Source organism: Rhodococcus sp. NPDC058532 (assembly GCF_042719255.1).
GTDB lineage: Bacteria > Actinomycetota > Actinomycetes > Mycobacteriales > Mycobacteriaceae > Rhodococcus_G.
In genome coordinates this window covers 77,405-99,278 of record NZ_JBHXNU010000008.1, presented here as the reverse complement: position 1 = coordinate 99,278, position 21,874 = coordinate 77,405, and the positions used below count along the sequence as shown (strand labels likewise).

The 21,874-nt window shown below is 71.8% G+C and carries 28 protein-coding genes; 21 read left to right on the top strand and 7 right to left on the bottom strand.

Annotated elements, in window-relative coordinates; genetic code table 11:
- Positions 1 to 119: 119 nt before the first annotated feature.
- Positions 120 to 248: a hypothetical protein gene (locus tag ACFWQG_RS12020; RefSeq protein ID WP_378507843.1), complete on the top strand. Its 129-nt coding sequence runs from the start codon at positions 120 to 122 to the stop codon at positions 246 to 248.
- 108 nt (positions 249 to 356) lie between these two features.
- Positions 357 to 770, top strand: a complete 414-nt coding sequence (locus ACFWQG_RS12015) for a VOC family protein (RefSeq protein ID WP_378507842.1) — start codon at positions 357 to 359, stop codon at positions 768 to 770.
- Positions 771 to 776: 6 nt separating this feature from the next.
- Here the strand turns inward: ACFWQG_RS12015 and ACFWQG_RS12010 are convergent, their stop codons facing one another.
- Positions 777 to 1,409 (bottom strand): LysE family transporter, encoded by a 633-nt coding sequence (locus tag ACFWQG_RS12010; protein ID WP_378507841.1) that lies wholly within the window; start codon positions 1,407 to 1,409, stop codon positions 777 to 779.
- Between the two features lie 63 nt (positions 1,410 to 1,472).
- On the opposite strand from ACFWQG_RS12010, the gene ACFWQG_RS12005 reads away from it, so the two are divergent.
- Positions 1,473 to 2,291: an SAM-dependent methyltransferase gene (locus tag ACFWQG_RS12005; RefSeq protein ID WP_378507952.1), complete on the top strand. Its 819-nt coding sequence runs from the start codon at positions 1,473 to 1,475 to the stop codon at positions 2,289 to 2,291.
- A 4-nt stretch (positions 2,292 to 2,295) separates the two neighbouring features.
- Here the strand turns inward: ACFWQG_RS12005 and ACFWQG_RS12000 are convergent, their stop codons facing one another.
- Positions 2,296 to 3,603, bottom strand: a complete 1,308-nt coding sequence (locus ACFWQG_RS12000; protein ID WP_378507840.1) for a glycoside hydrolase family 1 protein — start codon at positions 3,601 to 3,603, stop codon at positions 2,296 to 2,298.
- 125 nt (positions 3,604 to 3,728) lie between these two features.
- On the opposite strand from ACFWQG_RS12000, the gene ACFWQG_RS11995 reads away from it, so the two are divergent.
- Positions 3,729 to 4,553, top strand: coding sequence for a thioesterase family protein (locus ACFWQG_RS11995; protein ID WP_378507839.1), 825 nt, complete (start codon positions 3,729 to 3,731; stop codon positions 4,551 to 4,553).
- Here the strand turns inward: ACFWQG_RS11995 and ACFWQG_RS11990 are convergent.
- Both ACFWQG_RS11990 and ACFWQG_RS11985 read right to left on the bottom strand, forming a co-directional pair.
- On the bottom strand, positions 4,520 to 5,326 hold the full coding sequence (locus ACFWQG_RS11990; protein WP_378507838.1) for a slipin family protein: 807 nt from the start codon (positions 5,324 to 5,326) through the stop codon (positions 4,520 to 4,522). The genes ACFWQG_RS11995 and ACFWQG_RS11990 overlap by 34 nt on opposite strands.
- Entirely contained in the window at positions 5,323 to 5,793 is a 471-nt protein-coding gene (locus tag ACFWQG_RS11985; RefSeq protein WP_378507837.1) for an NfeD family protein, read from the bottom strand. The genes ACFWQG_RS11990 and ACFWQG_RS11985 overlap by 4 nt, the downstream gene beginning before the upstream one ends.
- Before the next feature lie 300 nt (positions 5,794 to 6,093).
- Between ACFWQG_RS11985 and ACFWQG_RS11980 the strand changes: the two genes are divergently transcribed.
- The 13 genes from ACFWQG_RS11980 (at position 6,094) to ACFWQG_RS11920 (ending at position 15,595) form a co-directional block, all read left to right on the top strand.
- Positions 6,094 to 7,176, top strand: coding sequence for an alpha/beta hydrolase (locus ACFWQG_RS11980; RefSeq protein ID WP_378507836.1), 1,083 nt, complete (start codon positions 6,094 to 6,096; stop codon positions 7,174 to 7,176).
- A gap of 175 nt (positions 7,177 to 7,351) precedes the next feature.
- Positions 7,352 to 8,695 carry a histidinol dehydrogenase gene (gene hisD, locus ACFWQG_RS11975; RefSeq protein ID WP_378507835.1) on the top strand — a complete coding sequence of 448 codons (1,344 nt, stop codon included), beginning with the start codon at positions 7,352 to 7,354 and terminating at the stop codon, positions 8,693 to 8,695.
- Positions 8,692 to 9,828 carry a histidinol-phosphate transaminase gene (locus ACFWQG_RS11970; protein ID WP_378507834.1) on the top strand — a complete coding sequence of 379 codons (1,137 nt, stop codon included), beginning with the start codon at positions 8,692 to 8,694 and terminating at the stop codon, positions 9,826 to 9,828. Before hisD ends, ACFWQG_RS11970 begins: the two co-directional genes overlap by 4 nt.
- The gene (gene hisB, locus ACFWQG_RS11965) at positions 9,825 to 10,439 is read left to right on the top strand and encodes an imidazoleglycerol-phosphate dehydratase HisB (RefSeq protein ID WP_378507833.1); all 615 of its coding nucleotides are present in this window, start codon (positions 9,825 to 9,827) and stop codon (positions 10,437 to 10,439) included. The genes ACFWQG_RS11970 and hisB overlap by 4 nt, the downstream gene beginning before the upstream one ends.
- On the top strand, positions 10,440 to 10,595 hold the full coding sequence (locus ACFWQG_RS11960) for a hypothetical protein (RefSeq protein WP_378507832.1): 156 nt from the start codon (positions 10,440 to 10,442) through the stop codon (positions 10,593 to 10,595). It abuts the gene before it with no gap.
- 44 nt (positions 10,596 to 10,639) lie between these two features.
- A complete protein-coding gene (locus ACFWQG_RS11955) occupies positions 10,640 to 11,800 on the top strand; it encodes an MFS transporter (RefSeq protein ID WP_378507951.1) in 1,161 nt (386 codons plus the stop codon).
- Positions 11,797 to 12,426, top strand: coding sequence for an imidazole glycerol phosphate synthase subunit HisH (gene hisH / locus ACFWQG_RS11950; RefSeq protein ID WP_378507831.1), 630 nt, complete (start codon positions 11,797 to 11,799; stop codon positions 12,424 to 12,426). Before ACFWQG_RS11955 ends, hisH begins: the two co-directional genes overlap by 4 nt.
- A gap of 47 nt (positions 12,427 to 12,473) precedes the next feature.
- The gene (locus tag ACFWQG_RS11945; RefSeq protein ID WP_378507950.1) at positions 12,474 to 12,671 is read left to right on the top strand and encodes a hypothetical protein; all 198 of its coding nucleotides are present in this window, start codon (positions 12,474 to 12,476) and stop codon (positions 12,669 to 12,671) included.
- A 19-nt stretch (positions 12,672 to 12,690) separates the two neighbouring features.
- Positions 12,691 to 13,425 carry a bifunctional 1-(5-phosphoribosyl)-5-((5-phosphoribosylamino)methylideneamino)imidazole-4-carboxamide isomerase/phosphoribosylanthranilate isomerase PriA gene (priA, locus tag ACFWQG_RS11940; RefSeq protein WP_378507830.1) on the top strand — a complete coding sequence of 245 codons (735 nt, stop codon included), beginning with the start codon at positions 12,691 to 12,693 and terminating at the stop codon, positions 13,423 to 13,425.
- 10 nt (positions 13,426 to 13,435) lie between these two features.
- Positions 13,436 to 14,254 carry an inositol monophosphatase family protein gene (locus tag ACFWQG_RS11935; RefSeq protein WP_378507829.1) on the top strand — a complete coding sequence of 273 codons (819 nt, stop codon included), beginning with the start codon at positions 13,436 to 13,438 and terminating at the stop codon, positions 14,252 to 14,254.
- Positions 14,251 to 15,024, top strand: a complete 774-nt coding sequence (gene hisF / locus ACFWQG_RS11930; RefSeq protein ID WP_378507828.1) for an imidazole glycerol phosphate synthase subunit HisF — start codon at positions 14,251 to 14,253, stop codon at positions 15,022 to 15,024. Before ACFWQG_RS11935 ends, hisF begins: the two co-directional genes overlap by 4 nt.
- On the top strand, positions 15,021 to 15,368 hold the full coding sequence (gene hisI, locus ACFWQG_RS11925) for a phosphoribosyl-AMP cyclohydrolase (RefSeq protein ID WP_378507827.1): 348 nt from the start codon (positions 15,021 to 15,023) through the stop codon (positions 15,366 to 15,368). Before hisF ends, hisI begins: the two co-directional genes overlap by 4 nt.
- 47 nt (positions 15,369 to 15,415) lie before the next feature.
- Positions 15,416 to 15,595, top strand: coding sequence for a 4-oxalocrotonate tautomerase family protein (locus ACFWQG_RS11920; protein ID WP_378507826.1), 180 nt, complete (start codon positions 15,416 to 15,418; stop codon positions 15,593 to 15,595).
- Positions 15,596 to 15,668: 73 nt separating this feature from the next.
- Here the strand turns inward: ACFWQG_RS11920 and ACFWQG_RS11915 are convergent, their stop codons facing one another.
- Together ACFWQG_RS11915 and ACFWQG_RS11910 are read right to left on the bottom strand one after the other, a co-directional pair.
- On the bottom strand, positions 15,669 to 16,541 hold the full coding sequence (locus ACFWQG_RS11915; RefSeq protein ID WP_378507825.1) for an endonuclease domain-containing protein: 873 nt from the start codon (positions 16,539 to 16,541) through the stop codon (positions 15,669 to 15,671).
- 186 nt (positions 16,542 to 16,727) lie between these two features.
- On the bottom strand, positions 16,728 to 17,225 hold the full coding sequence (locus ACFWQG_RS11910; protein WP_378507824.1) for a MarR family winged helix-turn-helix transcriptional regulator: 498 nt from the start codon (positions 17,223 to 17,225) through the stop codon (positions 16,728 to 16,730).
- Positions 17,226 to 17,302: 77 nt separating this feature from the next.
- Here ACFWQG_RS11910 and ACFWQG_RS11905 point away from each other — a divergent pair, with 77 nt between their 5' ends.
- Positions 17,303 to 18,085, top strand: a complete 783-nt coding sequence (locus ACFWQG_RS11905) for a dioxygenase (protein WP_378507823.1) — start codon at positions 17,303 to 17,305, stop codon at positions 18,083 to 18,085.
- Positions 18,086 to 18,147: 62 nt separating this feature from the next.
- Here the strand turns inward: ACFWQG_RS11905 and ACFWQG_RS11900 are convergent, their stop codons facing one another.
- Entirely contained in the window at positions 18,148 to 18,600 is a 453-nt protein-coding gene (locus tag ACFWQG_RS11900) for a peroxiredoxin (RefSeq protein WP_378507822.1), read from the bottom strand.
- Between the two features lie 56 nt (positions 18,601 to 18,656).
- Here ACFWQG_RS11900 and ACFWQG_RS11895 point away from each other — a divergent pair, with 56 nt between their 5' ends.
- The 3 genes from ACFWQG_RS11895 to trpC all read left to right on the top strand — a co-directional run bounded on the left by ACFWQG_RS11895 (position 18,657) and on the right by trpC (position 21,804).
- Positions 18,657 to 20,225, top strand: a complete 1,569-nt coding sequence (locus ACFWQG_RS11895) for an anthranilate synthase component I (protein WP_378507821.1) — start codon at positions 18,657 to 18,659, stop codon at positions 20,223 to 20,225.
- On the top strand, positions 20,218 to 20,910 hold the full coding sequence (locus tag ACFWQG_RS11890; protein ID WP_378507820.1) for a TIGR02234 family membrane protein: 693 nt from the start codon (positions 20,218 to 20,220) through the stop codon (positions 20,908 to 20,910). Before ACFWQG_RS11895 ends, ACFWQG_RS11890 begins: the two co-directional genes overlap by 8 nt.
- Before the next feature lie 84 nt (positions 20,911 to 20,994).
- A complete protein-coding gene (gene trpC / locus ACFWQG_RS11885) occupies positions 20,995 to 21,804 on the top strand; it encodes an indole-3-glycerol phosphate synthase TrpC (protein ID WP_378507819.1) in 810 nt (269 codons plus the stop codon).
- Positions 21,805 to 21,874 lie beyond the last annotated feature (70 nt).

Here is a 21,874-nt window from a genome sequence, read left to right as displayed (position 1 = left end):
TCGCACCCTTGGGTCGCTGTCCGCGACGGCCGGGCGGGTCGAGGATTGTCGATGTCAGGTTCGGTGCGGCCGAGGACACGGCTCGGGGCGCCGGCATCACACCACCGGGTGGAGGAATCATGTTGGGAATTGCAATCGGATTGGGCGCGGCCGCGCTGTCGCTCGGACTCAGCGTGCTGGGGCTCGGCGTCGGGCTGCTGCTCAGCGATGCGTCGGTCAAACACCACGTCCGGCCGCTCGCGCGCTGAGCGGGCGCACCGGAACCCGACCCGGCGTCCTGCTTGCCGGGTTGGGTGTGTCGGTGGTGCGGCATAGTGTGGGCAACGGCACTGTTCGGTCGACCCGAGGAGCATCGCATGAGCTCGCGTCTGAACCCGTACATCAGCTTCACCGACAACGCCCGCGCGGCGATGGAGTTCTACCAGGGCGTGTTCGGTGGCACCCTGGCCCTAAACACCTTCGGCGAATTCGGCGACACGGACGCGCCAGGCGCGGACCTGATCATGCACGGCATGCTCGAAACCCCGCAGGGGTTCACGCTGATGGGCGCCGACACCCCGCCCGGCATGGAGCACAACCCCGGCACCACCATCGCGGTCAGCCTCAGCGGCGACGACGCCGACGAACTGCGCGGCTGGTGGGCGGCGCTCTCCGCGGGCGGCGTGGTCGGGGTTCCACTCGAAAAGCAGATGTGGGGCGACGAATTCGGAATGTGCACCGACCGGTTCGGCATCGGCTGGATGGTGAACATCGCCGGTGCGTCGGCCTGACGGCGCTCACACCGGGGCGGCGCGGCGGACCAGCGACAGCACCCCGGCCGCGGTGAAGAACAGGCCGGAGAAGACGCGGCCGGTGACCCGCTGCTGCCGGGGCGAGCGCAGCAACGTCAGGGCCCGCGCCGCGAGCCCGGTGTAGCCGGTCATCACGACCACGTCCACACCGATCATCGTCGCCGCGATCACCGCGTACTGCGCGGCGAGCGGTCGCGCAGGATCGAGGAACTGCGGCAGCACCGCGAGCATGAACACCACGGCCTTCGGGTTGCTGGCATTCACCAGGAACCCGCGCGCCACCAGGGCGGCACCGGAACGGCCAGGCGTGGCGGGGTCCGGTTCCACCGCGCCGGGGGCGGCACGCCACTGCTGGATCCCGAGGACCACCAGGTAGGCGACGCCGAACCACTTGATCACGGTGAACGCGATCGCCGACGACGCCAGCAGCGCGCCGACCCCGGCCGCGACGACCAGCAGCTGCACCAGCAGGGCCAGTTGCAGGCCGAGGATGTTCCAGGAGCCGCGGCGCAGGCCGTGACTCAGGCCGGACGACATCGACGCGATCGCCCCGGCGCCCGGCGACAGGCTGATCGCCAGCGCCGCCCCGAGGAACCCGACCCACACCTGCCACGACACCCGGACAGGGTAGTCGGCGCGAATCGGACAATCGGGTCGACCTAGGCTGGCGCGGTGACCAGCATGCCCCCACGCCCGGCGCCGTTCGAGACCGTGACGACACCGGAATTCTGGAACGACCCGCACATCTCCGGTCGGATGCTGGTCAACCACCTCGACCCCGACACCGCGGCGGCGTCCCGCCCGCACGCGTTCGTGGACCGCTCGGTGGACTGGCTGATCGGAGCGCTGGGCTTGGTGCCCGGCACGCGGGTCCTCGATGTGGGCTGCGGTCCCGGCCTCTACGCGCACCGCCTCGCCCGCCGCGGCATCGAGGTGCTCGGCGTCGATGTCTCGGCGACCTCGGTGGCGTATGCGCGCGGGGTCGCCGAGGCGGAGGGGTTGGCTGCCCGTTTCGTCCGCGGCGACTACTTCACCGCCGACCTCGGCTCCGGGCACGATGCGGCGCTGCTGATCTACGAGGACTACTGCGCGTTGAGCCCGGACCGCCGGGTCGAGCTACTGCGCCGGATCCGGGCGGCGCTCGCCGACGGCGGCAGGCTGCTGTTCGACGTGACCGCAGCGCCCCGGTTCCCGACCTTCCGCGAGGGCCTGGCGCGGCAGCAGAACCTGATGGACGGATTCTGGGCGGAGCCGCCCTACCTCGGCACCCTCGAGACCCACGTCTACCCGGACCTCCTGCTCGCGTTGGAGCGGTACACCATCGAGTCCGCCGCGGGCACCCGGCAGTTCTGGAACTGGACCCACTGCCTTACCCCGGAACAGGTGACGACCGAGGTCGCCGCAGCGGGACTGCGGGTGACCGGGATCCACGGCGACGTCGCCGGATCCGACTACGACGCGGAAGCCGACGCGTTCGCGGTCGTCGCCGACCGCGGCTGACCGGTCAGCCGCCGGGTGTTCCCGCGTCAACGCAGCTGTGCGGCGGGTCGACCAGCGAACACGCCGAGTCCGGCATGACGGGCCGGTAGTCGCCGGGCACGCCCCGCGCGGCGATCACGTCCCGGTAGGTGGCCACGGCGTCGGTGGGTCGGCGGGTCAGGGTCGGGTCGGTGAGCACGTCGACGGTGTAGAGGCCGAACCGATTCCGGTAGCCGCCCCACTCGTAGTTGTCGGTGATCGACCAGTAGTTGTAGCCGATCACGTTCGCCCCGTCCGCCGTCGCGCGCTGCAGCCAGTACACGTGGTCGCGCAGGTGATCCGAGCGGGTGTAGCCGTCCGTGCGGGGCTTCCCGTCGTCCATCGGCATCCCGTTCTCCACCACGTAGATCGGGAGCTCCGGGTACTTCCTCGCGAAATGCAGTGCGGCATGGTAGATCCCGTCCGGTTGCGGACGGATGTCGTGGAATGCGTCGGTCAACGCCGACGCGGCGGTGAGGTTGTCCAGGGAGACGCCGTAGTAGTAGTCGAGCCCGAGGAAGTCGAGGGTGTCGCGGACCCGGTCGGTGAACATCGCGTCGACCACCCCCATGGCGGCGGGGACGTATGCGGTGTTGCTCGACACCGCGGCACCCGGGTCCAGTCGGTGGATCAGCTCGTACGCCCGCCGATGCGCGCGGACGAGACGATCGAGAACGGCTGGCGCGTCGGCCGGGGCGATGCCGCCGAACGTCATCTCCTTCTGCACGAACACCGTCGGCTCGTTGAACGTGATCCAGGTGGCGCCCATGCCCGCGTACCGGGTGACCACCCGCTCGGCGTTGGCCAGCCACAGCTCGATCGCCGCATCGGTGGTCCACCCGCCGCGGTCGACCACCCAGCCGGGGAACACGAAATGGTCGAGGGTGATCATCGGTCGCATGCCGTGCGCGCGGATCGTCCGGATCACGTCGTCGTAGTAGGCGAACTCGGTCTCGTTCCAGACGCCGGGCGCGGGCTGCAGGCGTGCCCACTCCACCGAGAATCGGAACGCGTCCACCCCCAGCGCCGCCGCGTTCGCGACGTCCTCGGCGTACCGATGTCGGAAGTCGGGGCCGCTGCCATACGGGTCGTGTGTTCGGCCCGCCGCGATGTAGCGGGACCAGTTGCTGTCCGGCGGCGGCCCCTCCGACTGGAAACCGGAGGTCGCGACACCCCACTCGAAGTCGGGTCCGAGCTGCGGCACCGTGGGCGTCGCCGACCCGGGTGCCGCGCCGAGGGTCAGGACGGTCAGCGCGGCGCCGAGCAGGGCGAGGACGCGCGGGAATCGGGCCACGCTGGGCAGGATAGTCGGTGGACCCTGCCGCTATGGCGGAACTCACACGACCCGACCGCGAATGAGTTAACTATTTACTCCTCGGCCGGTGATCATGGATCGCACACCGACGACAAGGGGCCACCGTGACCGATCCGCTCGCGTTCTTCACGACCACACCCGAGGGGTACCTCGCCAAGGGCTTTGCGATCAGCCGGTGGTCGCCGGACATGGTCAGCGGCGTCGCGCTGTGCGGGCTGCTGGCCCGCGCCCTCGACCACGAACACGGCGGCGGCGGCTTCGTCCCGGCCCGGCTGACCGTCGACCTGTTCGCCCCCGCCCGCACCCGGCCGCTGACCACCCGCACCGCCGTCGTTCGGGACGGCGCCCGCATCCGCGTCGCCGACGCCGAGCTGGTGCAGGACGGCGAGACGGTGGCGCGGGCGTCCGCGGTCTTCCTGCGGCCGTCGGAGCAGCCGCCGGGCCAGCTGTGGACCCGCGACGTGCGTCCGGTGCCGCCGGTGATCGCGACCGGCGAACCCGCACCGCCGTTCTTCGGCAGCGACGACCATCCCGACGGCTGGTCGCACGCGATGCTCGAACATCAGGGCGCGAGCCGCAAACGCATGTGGGCCCAGCATCCGGCCATCGTCGACGGCGAGGCGCCCTCCCCGTTCGTGCGGGCCGCGATGGCTGGCGAACCGACCAGCCTGATGACGAACTGGGGCACCGCGGGCGTCGGGTTCATCAACGTGGACCTGACGCTGGTCCTGGCCCGGCTGCCGGAGGGGCACGAGGTCGGCATCGAGGCCGACGATCACATCAGCGCGAACGGGATCGCGGTCGGCACCACCACGATGTACGACCGGCGCGGCCCGATCGGCACCTGCATTGTCAGCGCCCTCTCCAACGCACGCAGGCAGGTCGACTTCGGCGATCAGGGCGAGTTCGAGTTGCCCGGCAGCGCCTGATCGTTGGTGCCGAGCTGCGGTTCCCCGGCGCCGCCGAGGAACCGCAGCAGGTCCACCGGAAGCGGCACGACCACCGTCGCCTTGCTGTCCCCGCCGACCTCGCGCAGCGTCTGCAGGTACCGCAGTTGCAGCGTCGTCGGGTTCTGGGAGATCACCGCCGCCGCCTCCGCGAGCTTCGCCGACGCCTGGAACTCGGCCTCCGCGTTGATGATCTTCGCGCGCCGCTCCCGTTCCGCCTCCGCCTGCCGGGCGATGGCCCGCTGCATCCGCTCCGGGATCTCTACGTCCTTGATCTCGACGGTGGTCACCTTCACCCCCCACGGCTCGGTCTGCTGGTCGATGACCTTCTGCAGGTCCTCGTTCACCCGGTCCCGGTCGGCGAGCAGGGTGTCCAGTTCGGCCTTGCCAAGCACCGACCGCAGCGTGGTCTGCGCGATCTGCGTGGTCGCGGCGAGGAAGTTCTCCACCTCGACCACCGCCCGATCCGCATCGAGAACACGGAAGTACGCGACCGCGGTGACCTTCGCGGGCACGTTGTCGCGGGTGATGACCTCCTGCACCGGAATGTTCAGCGTCACCGTCCGCAGGCCGACCCGAACCATCCGGTCCACCACCGGAATCAGCAGGACCAGGCCCGGACCCTTCACCGCCTGGACGCGGCCGAGCCGGAACACCACCGCCCGCTCGTACTCGCGCAGCACCCGGATCGCGGTCCCGGGGACGAGCAGGGCGAGCAGCAGGACCACGACGAGGACGATCAGCAGCACGGTCATGGCGCCTCCCACGGCTCCCTGCGGCGCACGTTCAGGGTCAGGCCCCGCACCGACTCGACGACCATCGGGTCGCCGGCGGTGGGCGGGGGAGTGTCCGGGTAGCCGAACGCGATCCGGGCCATCCAGAGCCCGCCGTCCGTCCGGACCTGCCCGACCGCACCGTCCCAGGTGCTCACCGTCGCCTCGTGGCCGACCAGTCCCTGCGGCCCGCTGCGGATCGGGGTGCGCCGGGTCCGGGCCATGGCCCTGCCGAGTGCGGCGGCGCCGACCAATCCGACCCCGCCCAACCCGATCGCGACGGGGACCGCGACGGTCTGCGCGGCGCCCCCGGCGAGGAACAGTGCGGCGATGCCACCGCCGATCAGCAGCGCGGCCAGTCCGCTGAGCACCCCCGCCGTCGGCGCGTGCGCCTCCACCAGGATCAACATCAATCCCAGCACCACGGCCACCACGCCGATCGTGGCCATCGACTGCTCCCGCGACTCGTCCGCCGGCGCCTAGTCGCGCCGGGAGGGTGGGGCGCCCGGGTAGCCGCCACGGCACCCCGGCCCTCGCTGTCCACGGTAATCCCGGCATCCCGGGCCTGCCACCGGCCGCACGCTGGGCCGACGGCGTGTTACGTGCTCGTAAATGTGTCGCAGGTCACGTACCATGAATCAGCTGCCCGTGAACCCCTGGGCGGCGCGGTCGGGATGCGGCGCGGTCGGGACAGTCGGAGCGGTGGCGCCGCGGCACCTCAGTTCGTTCGTGCTTGCCGGGAGCTCACGATGACAACGCAGCCGTCATCAGTTCATTCGCCGACCCCCCGCGCGCCGAGGCGCAGGCGAGGGGCGGGTCGCCAGCCAACCGTCGTCACCGTCGAACCGCAGTTCGTTCCCGGCGCGGGCCTGCGATCCCGGTTGCTTGCCGGGACCGTCCGGCTCGGCGTCAAGCCGGTCCTCGACGTGTGGGGTCGTTACCCGAGCCCGCTGTGGCCCGCGGGGCTGCTCGACCGGTCCGCCTCGATGCTGCGGCCCACCCGGGCCGCGGGCAGGCATCGGGTCCGGCTCGACGACTGCGCCGCCGAATGGTGGCCCCGCCGCGGCGGTCGGCCCGGTCGCGACCAGCCGGACGCGGGTACCGCGATCCTCTACCTGCACGGCGGCGGCTTCCTGGCCTGCGGGCTGAACACGCACCGCGCGCTGGCGCTGCGGATCGCATCCGCCGCCGACGCGGCGGTCCTCAGCGTCGACTACCGGATGCTGCCGCGGCACCCGATCGCCGCCGCGACCGCCGACGGCGTCGCCGGGTACCGGTGGCTGCTCGAGCACGGGTACCCGGCGGACCGGATCGTCATCGCGGGTGACTCGGCGGGCGGCTTCCTGACCTTCACGACCGCGCTCGCGCTGACCGGCCGCGGCCTGCCGCAGCCGGCGGCGCTGGTGGCGCTGTCGCCGCTGACCGACCTGGATCCGTCGGCCAAACTGGCCAGCGCCGATGCGGACGGCTGCCCGCTGATACCTCGATCGGTGCTCGTGACCCTTGCCCGGATCGCGGAACGCGCCGACGGCGACACGCCAACGGTGTCCCCGGTCGACGGCCACCTCGCCGGACTGCCCCCGGTCCTGATCCAGGTCGGCTCCACCGAGATGCTGTACCCGGACGCCGAGCTGATGGCGCACCGCCTCGGCGCAGCCGGGGTGCCGGTGACCCTCGAGGTGTGGGATCGGCAGGTGCATGTCTTCCAGGCGGCCGCGGGCCTGCTGCCCGAGGCGGCGCGGGCGGTCGGCCGGATCGGGGCGTTCGTCCGGGCGGCCACCGCCGAAACGGTGCCTGCCGCGGCCCGCACCGGTGTCGGCCCGGGCCGCTGACCGCCGCGCCGACTGCGCCCGTGAGCCGCCGCGCGCGGACCGTGCCCGTCGCGGCTCGGCGCTGAGCGAAACCCGGTAGCGCCTATCCTGGATAATCAGTGCACAGATCATCAGTGCACAGCTAGTCGGTGCACCGATGATCGGTGCACACACTTCCTCTCGTGAAGGGACCCCCATGCCTGCCCGCACCGAGCTCGCCCGCGTCGACCTGCGCGGACGAACCCCGTCCGTCGCCGAACTCCGGTCGGCCCTGCCCCGCGGCGGAACGGACGTGGACTCGGTGCTGCATCAGGTGCGGCCGATGGTCGAGGCGGTCCGTGACCGCGGCGCCGAGGCCGCCCTCGAGTTCGGTGAAAAGTTCGACGGGGTCCGTCCCGCGTCCGTCCGGGTGCCGCGCGCGGAACTGACCCGCGCCCTCACCGAACTCGACCCGGACGTGCGTGCCGCCCTTGAGGTTGCGATCGACCGGACCAGGAAGGTGCACGCCGACCAGCGCCGCACCGACACCATCACCGAGGTCGTGCCCGGCGGCACCGTCACCGAACGCTGGGTGCCGGTCGAGCGGGTCGGCCTCTACGTGCCCGGCGGCAACGCCGTTTACCCGTCGTCCGTGGTGATGAACGTGGTGCCCGCGCAGGCCGCTGGCGTCGAATCGCTCGTCGTTGCCTCGCCGCCGCAGGCCGCGTTCGGCGGGCTGCCGCACCCGACGATCCTCGCCGCCGCCGAACTGCTCGGCGTCACCGAGGTGTGGGCGGTCGGCGGCGGTCAGGGCATCGCGCTGCTCACCTACGGCGGCACCGACACCGATGAGGCGGGCGCCGAGCTCGCCCCGGTCGACCTGATCACCGGCCCCGGCAACATCTACGTCACCGCCGCCAAGCGGCTGTGCCGCGGCCTGGTCGGCATCGACGCCGAGGCCGGCCCCACCGAGATCGCAATCCTTGCCGACCGCACCGCCGACCCCGTGCACGTCGCGGCCGACCTGATCAGTCAGGCCGAGCACGACGTGATGGCCGCATCCGTCCTCGTCACCGACTCCACCGAGCTGGCCGACGCGGTCGACGACGCGCTGACCGCGCAGCTGGAGCTGACCAAGCACCGGGACCGGGTCGCGGCCGCGCTCGCGGGCAGCCAGTCCGGGATCGTGCTCGTCGACTCGATCGACGACGGCCTGCGGGTTGTCAACGCCTACGCCGCCGAACACCTCGAGATCCAGACCGAGGATGCCACCGCGGTCGCCGCCCGGGTGCGGTCCGCAGGCGCCATCTTCGTCGGCCCCTGGGCGCCGGTCAGCCTCGGCGACTACTGCGCAGGCTCCAACCACGTCCTCCCGACCGCGGGCTGCGCGCGGCACTCGTCCGGCCTGAGCGTGCAGACGTTCCTGCGCGGCATCCACGTCGTCGACTACTCGGAGTCGGCGCTGAAGGACGTGGCGCGGCACGTGATCAACCTCGCGAACGCCGAGGACCTGCCCGCACACGGGGAGGCCGTTCGGCTGCGTTTCGAGAGCCTCCGGTGAGCGCCGCCGTTCCCGGCGCTGCGGCGACCGTCGACGACCTGCCGCTGCGCGAGAACCTGCGCGGCAAGTCCGCCTACGGTGCTCCGCAGCTCACGGTCCCGGTGCAGCTGAACACCAACGAGAACCCGCACCCGCCGACCCGCGCCCTCGTCGACGATGTCGCCGAGTCGGTCCGGGAGGCGGCCCGCGAACTGCACCGCTACCCGGACCGGGACGCCGTCGCACTGCGCACCGACCTGGCCGCCTACCTGTCCCGGCAGACCGGGGTGGCGGTCACCGTCGACAACGTATGGGCCGCCAACGGGTCCAACGAGATCCTGCAGCAGCTGCTGCAGGCGTTCGCCGGGCCGGGCCGCAGCGCAATGGGGTTCGTGCCCTCCTACTCGATGCACCCGATCATCGCCGACGGAACCGACACCACCTGGCTGCCGGTGCTGCGGGGCGCCGACTTCGCGCTCGACGTGGACGCCGCGGTCGACGCCATTTCCGCGAAACGGCCCGACGTCGTGTTCGTCACCAGCCCCAACAATCCGACCGGGCACAGCATCCCGATCGGTGCGCTGCGGCTGCTGCTCGACGCCGCACCGGGGATCGTCATCGTCGACGAGGCGTACGCCGAGTTCTCCGAGGCGCCGAGTGCGCTCACCCTGATCGACGAGTACCCGACCAAGCTGGTGGTGTCGCGGACGATGAGCAAGGCGTTCGCGTTCGCGGGCGGCAGGCTCGGCTACCTTGCCGCCGCACCGGCATTCATCGACGCGCTGCTGCTGGTGCGGCTGCCGTACCACCTGTCGGTGGTCACCCAGGCCGCGGCAAGGGCCGCACTGCGGCACGCCGACGAGACCCTCGCCAGCGTGCACGCCCTCGCCGCCGAGCGGGTCCGGGTGTCGAAGGCGCTGTCCGACACCGGATTCCACGTCATTCCGTCGGACGCCAACTTCATCCTGTTCGGCGAGTTCGCCGACAGTGCCCGGGCCTGGCAGGCCTACCTCGACCGCGGGGTCCTGATCCGCGACGTCGGGATCCCCGGCTACCTGCGCACCACCGTCGGTCTCGCCTCCGAGAACGACGCCTTCATCGCGGCCAGCGACGCGATCGCCGCCACCGAGCTCACAACAGGAGAGACCCGATGACCGACCGCATCGCGAAGATCGAACGGACCACCAAGGAGTCGTCGATCGCCGTCGAACTCAACCTCGACGGCACCGGCATCGTCGACATCTCCACCGGCGTCCCGTTCTTCGACCACATGCTCACCGCGCTCGGTGCACACGCCAGCTTCGACCTCACCGTCAAGGCGGAGGGCGACATCGAGATCGAGGCACACCACACCGTCGAGGACACCTCGATCGTGCTCGGCCAGGCGCTCGGCCAGGCCCTCGGGGACAAGAAGGGCATCCGCCGCTTCGGGGACGCCTACATCCCGATGGACGAGTCCCTCGTGCACGCCGCCGTGGACGTCTCCGGACGGCCCTACTGCGTGCACACCGGCGAACCGGAACACATGCTGCACACCGTGATCGGCGGCTACCCCGGCGTCCCCTACGCCACCGTGATCAACCGGCACGTCTTCGAGTCCATCGCGTCGAACGCGCGGATCGCGCTGCACGTGCGAGTGCTCTACGGCCGCGACCAGCACCACATCACCGAGGGCGAGTTCAAGGCCGTCGCCCGCGCGCTGCGCGAGGCCGTCGAGCCGGACCCGCGGGTGACCGGGGTGCCGTCCACGAAGGGCGCGCTGTAGATGGGCACCATCCTGATCTACGCCCTGTTTCTGATCGCCGGCTTCGCGATCGGCGGCGCCTACTCGATGTGGCGCAATGGCAACAAGCTCGGCATGGGTGTCCTGATCGTCATCGCGGCGCTCGCGGCCGCGGGCGGCGTCCTGCGTCTGGTCTGACCGGCGTGCCGTCGCTCCTGCGGACCCGCGGCATGCCGGTCGCGATGGCGATGGGGTTCACCGCGTTCGGCGGCTGGTCGCTGCTGCTTCCGGTGATCCCGCTCGCCGTGTCCGAGGCAGGCGGGTCGGACGCCCTCGCGGGCGCCGTCACCGCGGTGTTCATGGCCGCCACCGTCGCCACCCAACTGGGCACCCCGAGGCTGCTGCACACGGTGGGCTACCGGCCGGTGCTTGCGGTCGGCTGCCTGCTGCTCGGCGCCCCCGCGCTGGCCTTCCTGCTCTCCACCGACGCCGTCCCCGCCCTGGTGATCTCCGCGATCCGCGGTGTCGGCTTCGGCCTGCTCACCGTCGCGGGCAGTGCACTCGTCGCGGAACTGGCGCCGCCGCGCCTGCTCGGCCGCGCGACCGGCGCGCAGGGCATCGCGATCGCCACCGGGCAGATGATCGGGCTGCCCGTCGGACTCGCGCTGTTCGACGGCGGCAACGCCCACCTGACCTACCTGCTCGGTGCCGCGGTGCCGCTGCTCTCGGTCGTGGCGATCGCGGCGCTGCCCCCGGTGCGGCACGCCGGCCAGGCAGGCCCGACGGTGCGGTTGCCGGTCGCGGTGCTGCTGGTGCCGTGTCTGGCGATGCTGGTCGTCGCGTCCGTATACGGCGGAGTGACCAGCCTGCTGCCGATCGCGACGAGCGACCGGGCGGCGCTGGCCGGGTTGGCGCTCGCCGTGGTCAGCGGCGCGATCCTGGTCGGACGCTACGGCGGGGGTCTGCTGCTGGACCGGGTGGGGGTTGGCCGGATCATGGTGCCCGCCCTGACCACCGCGGCGGCGGGCGCGGGGCTGTTCGCCGTCGCGGTGACCGTCGACGGTGGTGCCGTCGCGGTCGTCGCGCTGATCGCCGGTGCTGCGCTGTTCGGCGTCGGCTTCGGCGCGGTGCAGAACGAGGCGCTGGTCGGGCTGTTCCGCTCCGCCGGGCCCACCCGGCTCGGCGCGGCAAGCGCGGCCTGGAACATCGCCTACGACGCGGGCACCGGCGCTGGCGCCCTCGCGCTCGGCGTCGTCGCCGGGATCGCCGGGTATCCGGGCGTGTTCACCGTCGGAGCGGCGATCATCGCGGCGGTGATCCCGGTCGCCCTGCTGCGCCGTGTCCCGCCGCAACCGGTGGGCGCGACCGGTCCGGGGCCCGCGGCCGATAGAGTCGACCCATGACCTCCGTCGCCCTCCTCGATTACGGTTCCGGGAACCTGCACTCCGCGCAGCGCGCCCTCGCGCGGGTCGGCGCCGACGTCACCGTCACCTCCGACCCCGAGATCGCGCTCGCCGCGGACGGGCTCGTCGTCCCCGGCGTCGGCGCATTCGCCGCCTGTATGGAGGGGCTGAAGCGAGTTCGGGGGGAACGGATCATCGGCAAGCGCCTCGCGGGCAGCCGACCGGTCCTCGGGATCTGCGTCGGCATGCAGATCATGTTCGACCGCGGCGTCGAGCACGGCGTGTTGGCGGACGGCTGCGGCGAGTGGCCCGGCACCGTCGAACGGCTCCCCGCCGACGTCCTCCCGCACATGGGCTGGAACACCCTGGACGCGCCAGCCGACAGCGTCCTGTTCGCCGGCCTCGACGCCGACACCCGCTTCTACTTCGTGCACTCCTACGGCGTGCAGAAGTGGGAGCTTGCTGCCGACGACCTGATCAAGCCCGCGAAACTCACCTGGGCCGAGCACGGTGCGCCGTTCCTCGCCGCCGTCGAGAACGGGCCGCTGTCGGCCACCCAGTTCCACCCCGAGAAGTCCGGCGACGCCGGGGCGGCGCTGCTCGAAAACTGGGTCCGCAGCCTGTGAGCGGGCAGCGCGGGAACCTGTCGTTCGGCAAGCTCGCGCTGTTCTCGATGGGCGCGGCGGGTGCGGTGCTCGTCCTGGTCACCGTGCTGATCGCGGTGCTGCAGCCCGGACCCGGCGTCGGGCTGGTGATCGGACTCGGCGGGGTGGCCGCCGCGATCGCCGCGATGGGGGTCGTGTCCACCCGGATGACGCGCCGCGCGTTCGACGACCGGGACGGTGACCCCGGGTCGGGGCCCGGCCGATGACGGACTAGGGTTGACGCACGTGAGCCTGGTCCTTTTGCCTGCGGTAGATGTCGTCGACGGTCAAGCTGTTCGCCTCGTTCAGGGGGAGGCAGGCAGCGAAACCAACTACGGATCGCCGCGTGACGCCGCCCTCGCCTGGCAGAACGCCGGCGCCGAATGGGTGCACCTGGTCGACCTCGATGCGGCGTTCGGTCGCGGCTCCAACCGGGACATGCTCGCCGGCGTCATCGGGGAACTCGACGTGAAGGTCGAACTGTCCGGCGGCATCCGCGACGACGAGTCCCTCGAGGCCGCGCTCGCGACCGGGTGCGCCCGCGTCAACCTCGGCACCGCCGCCATCGAGAACCCCGAATGGTGCGCCAGCGCCATCGCCCGCTTCGGCGACAAGATCGCGGTCGGCCTCGACGTGCGCGGCGTCGACGGACGCTGGCAGCTGCGCGGACGCGGCTGGGTCACCGAGGGCGGGGACCTGTTCGAGACCCTCGCCCGCCTCGACCGGGACGGCTGCGCCCGCTACGTCGTCACCGACGTCTCCAAGGACGGCACCCTCACCGGCCCGAACCTCGACCTGCTGCGCGAGGTCTGCGCGGCCACCGACGCGCCGGTCGTCGCGTCGGGCGGCATCTCCGTGCTCGACGACGTCGTCGCGATCGCGGGACTCACCGAGCTCGGCGTCGAGGGAGCGATCATCGGGAAGGCGCTGTACGCGGGTCGCTTCACGCTGCCCGAGGCCCTCGCCGCGGTGTCCGGCTAGTCTCGCCCCCATGACCGACCCACGCGAGTTGCTCACGGTTGCCGGGGGAGTGCTCGACGGGGTCGTGGACCGGTTCCTCGCCGGTGTCGGCGCACCGAGCGCGGTGGCGAAGGGGCCGCGGGACTTCGCGACCGCCGTCGACCTGGAGCTGGAGAAGCGGCTGACCGCCGAACTCGCCGACCGCACCGGGATCCCGGTGCACGGGGAGGAGTTCGGCGGCCCCGACCTGGACACCGGAACGGTGTGGGTGCTCGACCCCGTCGACGGCACCCTGAACTACTCGGCGGGCCTGCCGACCGCGGGAATCCTGCTCGCCCTGCTGCAGGACGGCGAGCCGGTCCTCGGACTGACCTGGTTGCCGATGATGAACCGGCGCTACGCCGCCGCGCTCGACGGTCCGCTGCTGTGCAACGGGGAGGAACTGCCGCGGCTGCGGGACCGGGACCTGACGGACGCCATGGTCGGGTTCGGTGCGTTCAACCTGGACGGCAGGGGACCCATCCCCGGCGAGTACCGGGTGCGGGCCCTCGCCGCGGTGAGCCGGGTATGCAGGCGGCTGCGGATGCACGGGTGCACCGGCGGGGACCTGGCGTTCACCGCGGCCGGTGTGCTGGGCGCGTCCGTCGTGTTCGGGTACCACCCGTGGGACAACGCGCCCGGTGTCGCGCTGGTGCGGGCGGCGGGTGGTGTCGTCACCGATCTCGCTGGCGAGCCCTGGCATTTGGGGTCGCGGTCGCTGCTCGCGGCGGCGCCGGGGGTGCACGAACAGATCTTGGACATTCTGGTCCCGCTGGGTGATCCGGGGGACTACCGGGAAGGAACGACATGAGTGTTGCGGTGCGGGTCATCCCGTGTCTGGACGTCGACGCGGGCCGCGTGGTCAAGGGCGTCAACTTCGAGAACCTCCGGGATGCTGGCGATCCCGTCGAACTGGCCGCGGCCTATGACGCGCAGGGAGCCGACGAGCTGACCTTCCTCGACGTCACCGCGTCCACCTCCGACCGCGGCACGATGCTCGACGTCGTGACCCGCACCGCCGAGCAGGTGTTCATCCCGCTCACCGTCGGCGGCGGCGTCCGGACCGAGGAGGACGTGGACCGGCTGCTGCGGGCCGGTGCCGACAAGGTCAGCGTCAACACCGCCGCGATCGCTCGGCCGGAACTGCTGCGCGAGCTGAGCCACCGGTTCGGTGCCCAGTGCATCGTGCTGTCGGTCGACGCCCGCACCGTCCCCGACGGTCAGCAGCCGACGCCGTCCGGCTGGGAGGTCACCACCCACGGTGGCAAGCGCGGCACCGGGATCGACGCGATCGAGTGGGCGCAGCGCGGCGCCGAGCTCGGGGTCGGGGAGATCCTGCTCAACTCGATGGACGCCGACGGCACCAAGGCGGGTTTCGACCTGCCGATGATCCGCGCGGTCCGCGCGGCCGTGCACGTCCCGGTGATCGCCAGCGGCGGCGCAGGCGCGGTCGAGCACTTCGCGCCCGCCGTCCAGGCCGGCGCCGACGCGGTGCTCGCCGCCAGCGTGTTCCACTTCGGGGACATGACGATCGGGGACGTGAAGGCGTCCATGCGCGGGGAAGGAATCACCGTCCGATGAGCACCCTCGACCCGGCGATTGCGGCCCGGCTCAAGCGCAACGAGGCCGGACTGTTCAGTGCGGTGGCGCAGGAACGGTCCACCGGCGACGTCCTGATGGTCGCGTGGATGGACGACGAGGCCCTCGCGCGCACGCTGGAAACCCGTAAGGGAACGTACTTTTCGCGGTCGCGGAACGAGTACTGGGTGAAGGGGGAGACCTCCGGACACACCCAGTACGTGCACGAGGTGCGCCTCGACTGCGACGGCGACAGCGTGCTGCTGATCGTCGACCAGGAGGGCGCCGCCTGCCACACCGGCACGCACACCTGCTTCGACGCCGACGTCCTGCTGCCCCGCCCCTAACCGCCCCGATGCATTGAATGGGGGGCCGGCCGCGCACAATGACCGGCATGCCGCTGATTCAGATCTCCCAGACCGCCGGACTGTCCGCCGAGCGCAAGCGCGCCGTGATCGCGGCCGTCACCGCCGCCTACGCCGAGGCCAGCGGCAAGGACCCCGCCAAGGTGTGGGTCACGATCACCGACGTCCCCGGCGAGGACTGGGGCGTCGGCGGCGTCCCGCTCGCCTGACGGACCCTCCCCGAACCATTGAACGGGGGTTCATGGGTCATCCGCGTGCCGGAAGTGAGGCATGAACCCCCATTCAACGTGCGGTGACGGGGGCGCCCGCCTCGGCGAGGACGGCGCGGATCTGCCGCAGAAGCGTTGCGCGGCCGCGCATCAGCTGCCGGGCCTTGACCCGGATGACGCGCCAACCCGCGGCCTCGAGGGCGTTCCACCGCTCGACGTCGCGGTTGCGTTGCTCGGGGTCGAAGTGGTGGTCGCCGTCGTATTCGACGATGACCCGCCACTTTTCCCAGCACAGGTCGACGCGCCCGATCCAGCGGCCGTCCGCGTCGCGGACCTGCACCTGCGACTCGGGGCGGGGCAGGCCGTCGCGGACGATCGCGAGACGCGTCCGGGTCTCCCAGAGCGACTCGGCGCCCTCGTCCGAGAGCGTGATCACCTGCCGGAGCTGGACGATGCCCCGGGCGCGCGAGTGCGCGGCGGTGAACGCCGTGAGCGCCGCGCGGGTCAGCCCGGTGGCCTGGTAGAGCGCGTCCACCATCTCGACGGCCTCGTCCAGCGGGAGGCGTCGCCCAAGGTCGAAGGCGGTACGGGCGGCCGTGGTGAGTCGAGGACCGTCACGCTCGAGCATCTCGTCGTCGGGGATGCGCTCGCGATAGAGCTCGATCCCCGGCGGCGGAGACCGGTGCGGTGTCCAGGCGAGCGCACCGGGAGCGGACGGATCGATCCATTTCGTGCCCAGCAGCGCCGCCGCCGACCGTCCCGCCAGCACCCCGCGGCCGCGACACCAGATCCAGACGGCGCGGGCGCGGACGGACGCGTCGACGTCGACGTCCCGGCTGACGTAGGTGTCCGGGTAGAGGCGCCGGTGGTGGCGCAGGCGGTAGCGGCAGAGCCGGCCGTCGGCGACGGCGCGCGCTCCGGAGAATGGTTCCCCCGAGGTGTCCATGAGCCGACGCTCGCACGACCACCACTGGTGGCCCGCCTGCTCGGCTGGGCCTTCGCGGGTGCCTGTGGACGGGCGGCGAGCGTCGTCCCCATCCCGCGACCGGCCCTTGCATTGAACGGGGGTTCATGCGTCATCCGCGTGCCGGACGTCGCGCATGAACCCCCGTTCAATCCTTGGGGGGCGGCGTCAGGCCTTGCCGGTGCCCTCGGCGATCGCGCTGTCGAGCTGGGTGACCATCGTCGTGCCCAGCGCGATCAGCTCGCGGACCTGGTCGTCGTCGAGGCCGTCGAAGACGAGTGCCTGCACCGTCTCGACATGGCCGGGGGCCGCCTCCGCGACCTTGGCGTGCCCGGCAGCGGTGAGCACGGCGAAGGAGCCTCGGGCCCCGACGATCGCCTTGCGGCGCACCCAGCCCGCCTTCTCCATCTTCGTGATCACATGCGACAGCCGGGACAGCGAGGCGTTGGCCGCAGTGGCGAGCACGCTGAGCTGCAGGCGCCGCTTGGGTGCCTCCGACAGGACGGCGAGGACGAAGTACTCGAAATGGGTGAGCTTCGCGTCGCGCTGCAGCTGGGTGTCGAGGGCGGCGGGGAGTCGCGTGGTCAGCGCGACCAGCTCCCGCCAGGCCCGCTGCTGTTCGTCGGTGAGCCAGCGCGGTTCGTGCGTCTCCTGTGCCTCGGTCATCTGCCGCCCCTCGGAATAGTTGTGGCCGGTACGCGTTGACCCTACGGTAGTTGAAGCTTCAATGTAAGGGAGTGGACATGTCGGATCTCGTCATGCCGTCGCTGTACCTCAGCCATGGTGCACCGCCGCTCGTCGACGACGCACTGTGGGTCTCGCAACTGCAGGCGTGGTCGGCGAATCTGCCGCGACCGACGGCGATCCTGATGGTGTCGGCGCACTGGGAGTCCGCGCCGCTGACCATCGGGTCGGTCACCACGGGAACTCCACTGGTCTATGACTTCGGCGGATTCGACCCCAAATACCGCCGGGTCCGGTATCCCGCGCCGGGGGCGCCCGACCTGGCGCGACAGGTCGCCGCGCTGATGCCCGACGACGAACCGGTGTACCACCGGCCGGACCGCGGGCTTGATCACGGCGCCTACGTCCCGTTGACCGTGATGTACCCGGACGCCGACATTCCGGTGCTCCAGATGTCGATGCCCACCCTCGACCCGCAGCGGCTGCTGCACCTGGGGGAACGGCTGCGCCCCCTGCGCGACGCGGGCGTGCTGATCGTGGGGTCCGGATTCACCACCCACGGGCTGCCGTTCCTGCGGGACTGGACGCCCACCGCCGCCGCGCCTGGCTGGTCTCGGGAATTCGACGCATGGGCCAGCGAGCGCTTCGCCGCAGGCGACGTCGACGCGCTGGTCGACTTCCGGGCACAGGCACCGGGCATGCCGTACGCGCATCCGACGATCGAACACTTCGCGCCGCTGTTCGTCGCGCTCGGGGCGTCCAGCGATCCCGAGCAGACTCCCGAGCAGGTCGTCGACGGATTCTGGATGGGACTGTCCAAGCGGTCCCTGCAGCTGGCGTAGGCAGCTCCGCCGCCCGTGCGTGATTCTTACCCCGATCGGGGTAAAAATCACGCACGGGCGCGTCAGCGCTTCAGGAAGCTGAGCGCCTGGTCGGCGTGCGTGCTGGCGCGCAGCTCGCTGGCGATCACCTTCAGCACCGTGCGGTCGGTGCCGATGACGAAGGTGGTGCGCTTCACCGGCGACAGCCGCGCGAGCATCCCGCGCCGGACCCCGAACTGCTCGGCGACCGCACCGCCGACATCGGAGAGCAGCGGATAGTCGAACGACTTCGCCGCCGCGAACGACGCCTGCGTCGCCACCGGATCCACCGAGATCCCCGCCCGCGCCGCTCCGACCGCCGCGAACTCGGCAGCGAGGTCCCGGAAATGGCAGGCCTCCGCGGTGCACACCGGGGTGTTCGCCGCCGGGTAGAAGAACAACACCAGCGGCCCGTCGGCGACCAGTTCGGACAGCGTGCGCACCGCGCCGGTCTGGTCGGGGAGCGCGAAATCGGGGGCCTGATCACCGGTCTGCATGCGCGCGAGGCTACCGCGCGCGACCGCCACCGAATCGGGGCTGGGATGATGGGCGCATGCCCGGCGAGTCGATCACCGTGACCCCCGCAGCCGCCGCGACGGCCGCAGCCACCACCACCCGTGCACAGTTCCGTGCGCTGGCGGCCGAGCATCGGGTCGTCCCGGTGACCCGAAAGGTCTTGGCGGACGCGGAAACCCCGCTCTCCGCGTACCGCAAGCTCGCGGCGGACCGGCCCGGAACGTTCCTGCTCGAGTCCGCCGAGAACGGCCGCTCCTGGTCCCGCTGGTCGTTTATCGGTGCGGGCAGCCCCGCGGCCCTGACCGTCGTGGACGGCGAGGCCGCCTGGTACGGCAACGTTCCGGCCGGCGCCCCCTGCGGCGGCGACCCGATCGCCGCGCTCGGCCAGACCCTCGAACTGCTGCGCAGCGAACGCCTGCCCGACCTGCCCCCGTTGACCGGCGGCATGGTCGGGTTCATGGGCTACGACGTCGTGCGCCGCCTCGAACGGCTGCCGAGTCACGCCGTCGACGACCTGCAGATCCCCGAGATGGTGATGCTGCTCGCCACCGACCTGGCCGCCGTCGACCACCACGAGGGGGCGATCACGCTGATCGCCAACGCGGTGAACTGGGACGGCAGCGACGACCGCGTCGACGAGGCGTACGACGACGCCGTCGCCCGGCTCGACGCGATGACCAGCGCCCTCACCGCGCAGGCGCCGTCGACGGTGTCGGCGTTCACCACCCCCGCACCCGAGTTCCGGCGGCAGCGCAGCACCGAGGAGTTCGGCACCGACGTGCGCAGGCTGATCGCCGAGATCGAGGCCGGTGAGGCGTTCCAGGTGGTGCTCTCGCAACGCTTCGAGATGGACACCGACGCCGCCCCGGTGGACATCTACCGGATGCTGCGCGCGTCCAACCCGAGCCCGTACATGTACCTCGTCAACGTCCCGGACGGGGACGGTGGCACCGCGTTCGCGATCGTCGGGTCGAGCCCCGAGTCCCTCGTCACCGTCAAGGACGGCACCGCGACCACGCACCCGATCGCGGGCACCCGGTGGCGCGGCACCACCGAGGAGGAGGACCTGCTGCTCGAGAAGGACCTGATCGCCGACGAGAAGGAGAACTCCGAGCACCTGATGCTCGTCGACCTCGGCCGCAACGACCTCGGCCGGGTGTGCGAGCCGGGGACGGTCCGCGTGCACGACTACCGGCACGTCGAGCGCTACAGCCACGTCATGCACCTGGTCTCCACGGTCACCGGCCGCCTCGCCGACGGCAAGCATGCCCTCGACGCGGTCACCGCCTGCTTCCCGGCGGGGACCCTGTCCGGGGCGCCGAAGGTGCGGGCGATGGAGCTGATCGACGAGCTCGAACCGACCCGCCGCGGCATCTACGGCGGCATCGTCGGCTACCTCGACTTCGCGGGTGACGCCGACACCGCGATCGCGATCCGGTCCGCGCTGGTCAAGGACGGCACCGCGTACGTGCAGGCCGGGGCCGGTGTGGTCGCCGACTCCGACCCGGTCTACGAGGACACCGAGGCCCGGAACAAGGCGATGTCGGCGCTCAGCGCGATCGCCGCGGCGGGCACCCTGCGCACCCTCGGAGTCACCGATGAGTGACGCCGACACCGCATCTCCCCGCCGCTCCGCCGCTGCCGCCGCGTTGCCTGCGCTGCTGCTCGCGGTCGCGGCGCTGTGCCTGTGGGCGGCATCGCGGATGACGTGGGTGCGGATCGATTCGTCCGACGGGCTCGGTGAGGCCCGCACCGTCGACCTCATCGGCGGCACCTGGGCGGCGGCAACCACGCCGCTGGCGCTGGCGTTGCTGGCCGCGATCGCCGCGTCGTTCGCGGTCCGCGGGTGGGCGTTGCGGGTGGTCGCGGTTGCGGTCGCGGCGGTCGCGGTCGCCGCGATCGTGCCCGCCGCGCAACTGCTGGTGTCGGAGGTGGACCCGGCACGGGCCGGTCGCCTCGCGGAACTGCCCGACCGCGCCGAGGTCACCGCCAGCGAGGTGTCCGTTGCGCCCGCCATGCTGGTGATCGTCGGGGGTGTGCTCGCGCTGGCCGCTGCGGTCGCGCTGCTGCGCAAGGCGTCGGTCGCCGCGGGTCTGTCGTCGAAGTACGCGGCACCCGCCGCCCGCAGGGACGAGGCGGCCCAGCGTCGCGATTCGGCGGAACCGCCGAGCCAGCGGGTGCTGTGGGATGCCCTCGACGCGGGCGACGATCCCACCGACGATTCCGCGGAGGAGGGTCCCGGCGAGGCCGACGGGCCCGGCCCGTCCGCTGGCACGGACACCCGCCGTTAGTCAAGAGAACGGCGGGCTCTAGGCTGGCTTCACCGGATGACGTTCCTCACAATCGGCGACAGCCCAGAAAGGACTCGGGACGAAATGACTGTTCTCGATTCGATTCTCGACGGGGTGCGCGCCGACGTCGCCGCCCGCGAGGCCGTCCTCGACTTCGCCGCGGTGAAGGCGGCTGCGGCTGCCGCCAAGCCCGCGCTCGACGCGGCCGCTGCGCTCCGCGCCGACGGCATCGGGGTCATCGCGGAGGTCAAGCGGGCCAGCCCGTCCAAGGGTGCGCTGTCGACGATCACCGACCCCGCCGCCCTGGCCCGCGCCTACGAGGAGGGCGGCGCCCGGGTGATCAGCGTGCTCACCGAAGAGCGCCGGTTCAAGGGGTCCCTCGCGGACCTCGATGCGGTGCGCCGGGCGGTGAGCATCCCGATCCTGCGCAAGGACTTCATCGTCGGCCCGTACCAGATCCACGAGGCCCGCGCGCACGGCGCGGACGTGATCCTGCTGATCGTCGCCGCCCTCGACCAGAACACCCTCGCCTCGCTGCTCGACCGGACCGAGTCCCTCGGCATGACGGCCCTCGTCGAGGTGCACACCGAGGAGGAGGCGGACCGCGCCCTCGAGGCGGGCGCCAGCGTCATCGGGATCAACGCACGCAACCTCAAGACCCTTGACGTGGACCGGGACACCTTCGGCCGGATCGCGCCCGGTCTCCCGAGCCGCGTCGTGAAGATCGCCGAGTCCGGGGTCCGGGGTCCCGCGGACCTGCTCGCCTACGCCGGTGCAGGCGCGGACGCGGTGCTCGTCGGCGAGGGGCTGGTCACCAGCGGCGATCCGCGGACCGCGGTGAAGGATCTCGTCGCGGCAGGCACCCATCCGTCGTGCCCGAAACCGGCACGCTGACCGGCTGACCCGGGCGGGAGACCGCCCCCGCCCCTAGGGCAGACTGGACGGGTGACTGCAGACGATCCCG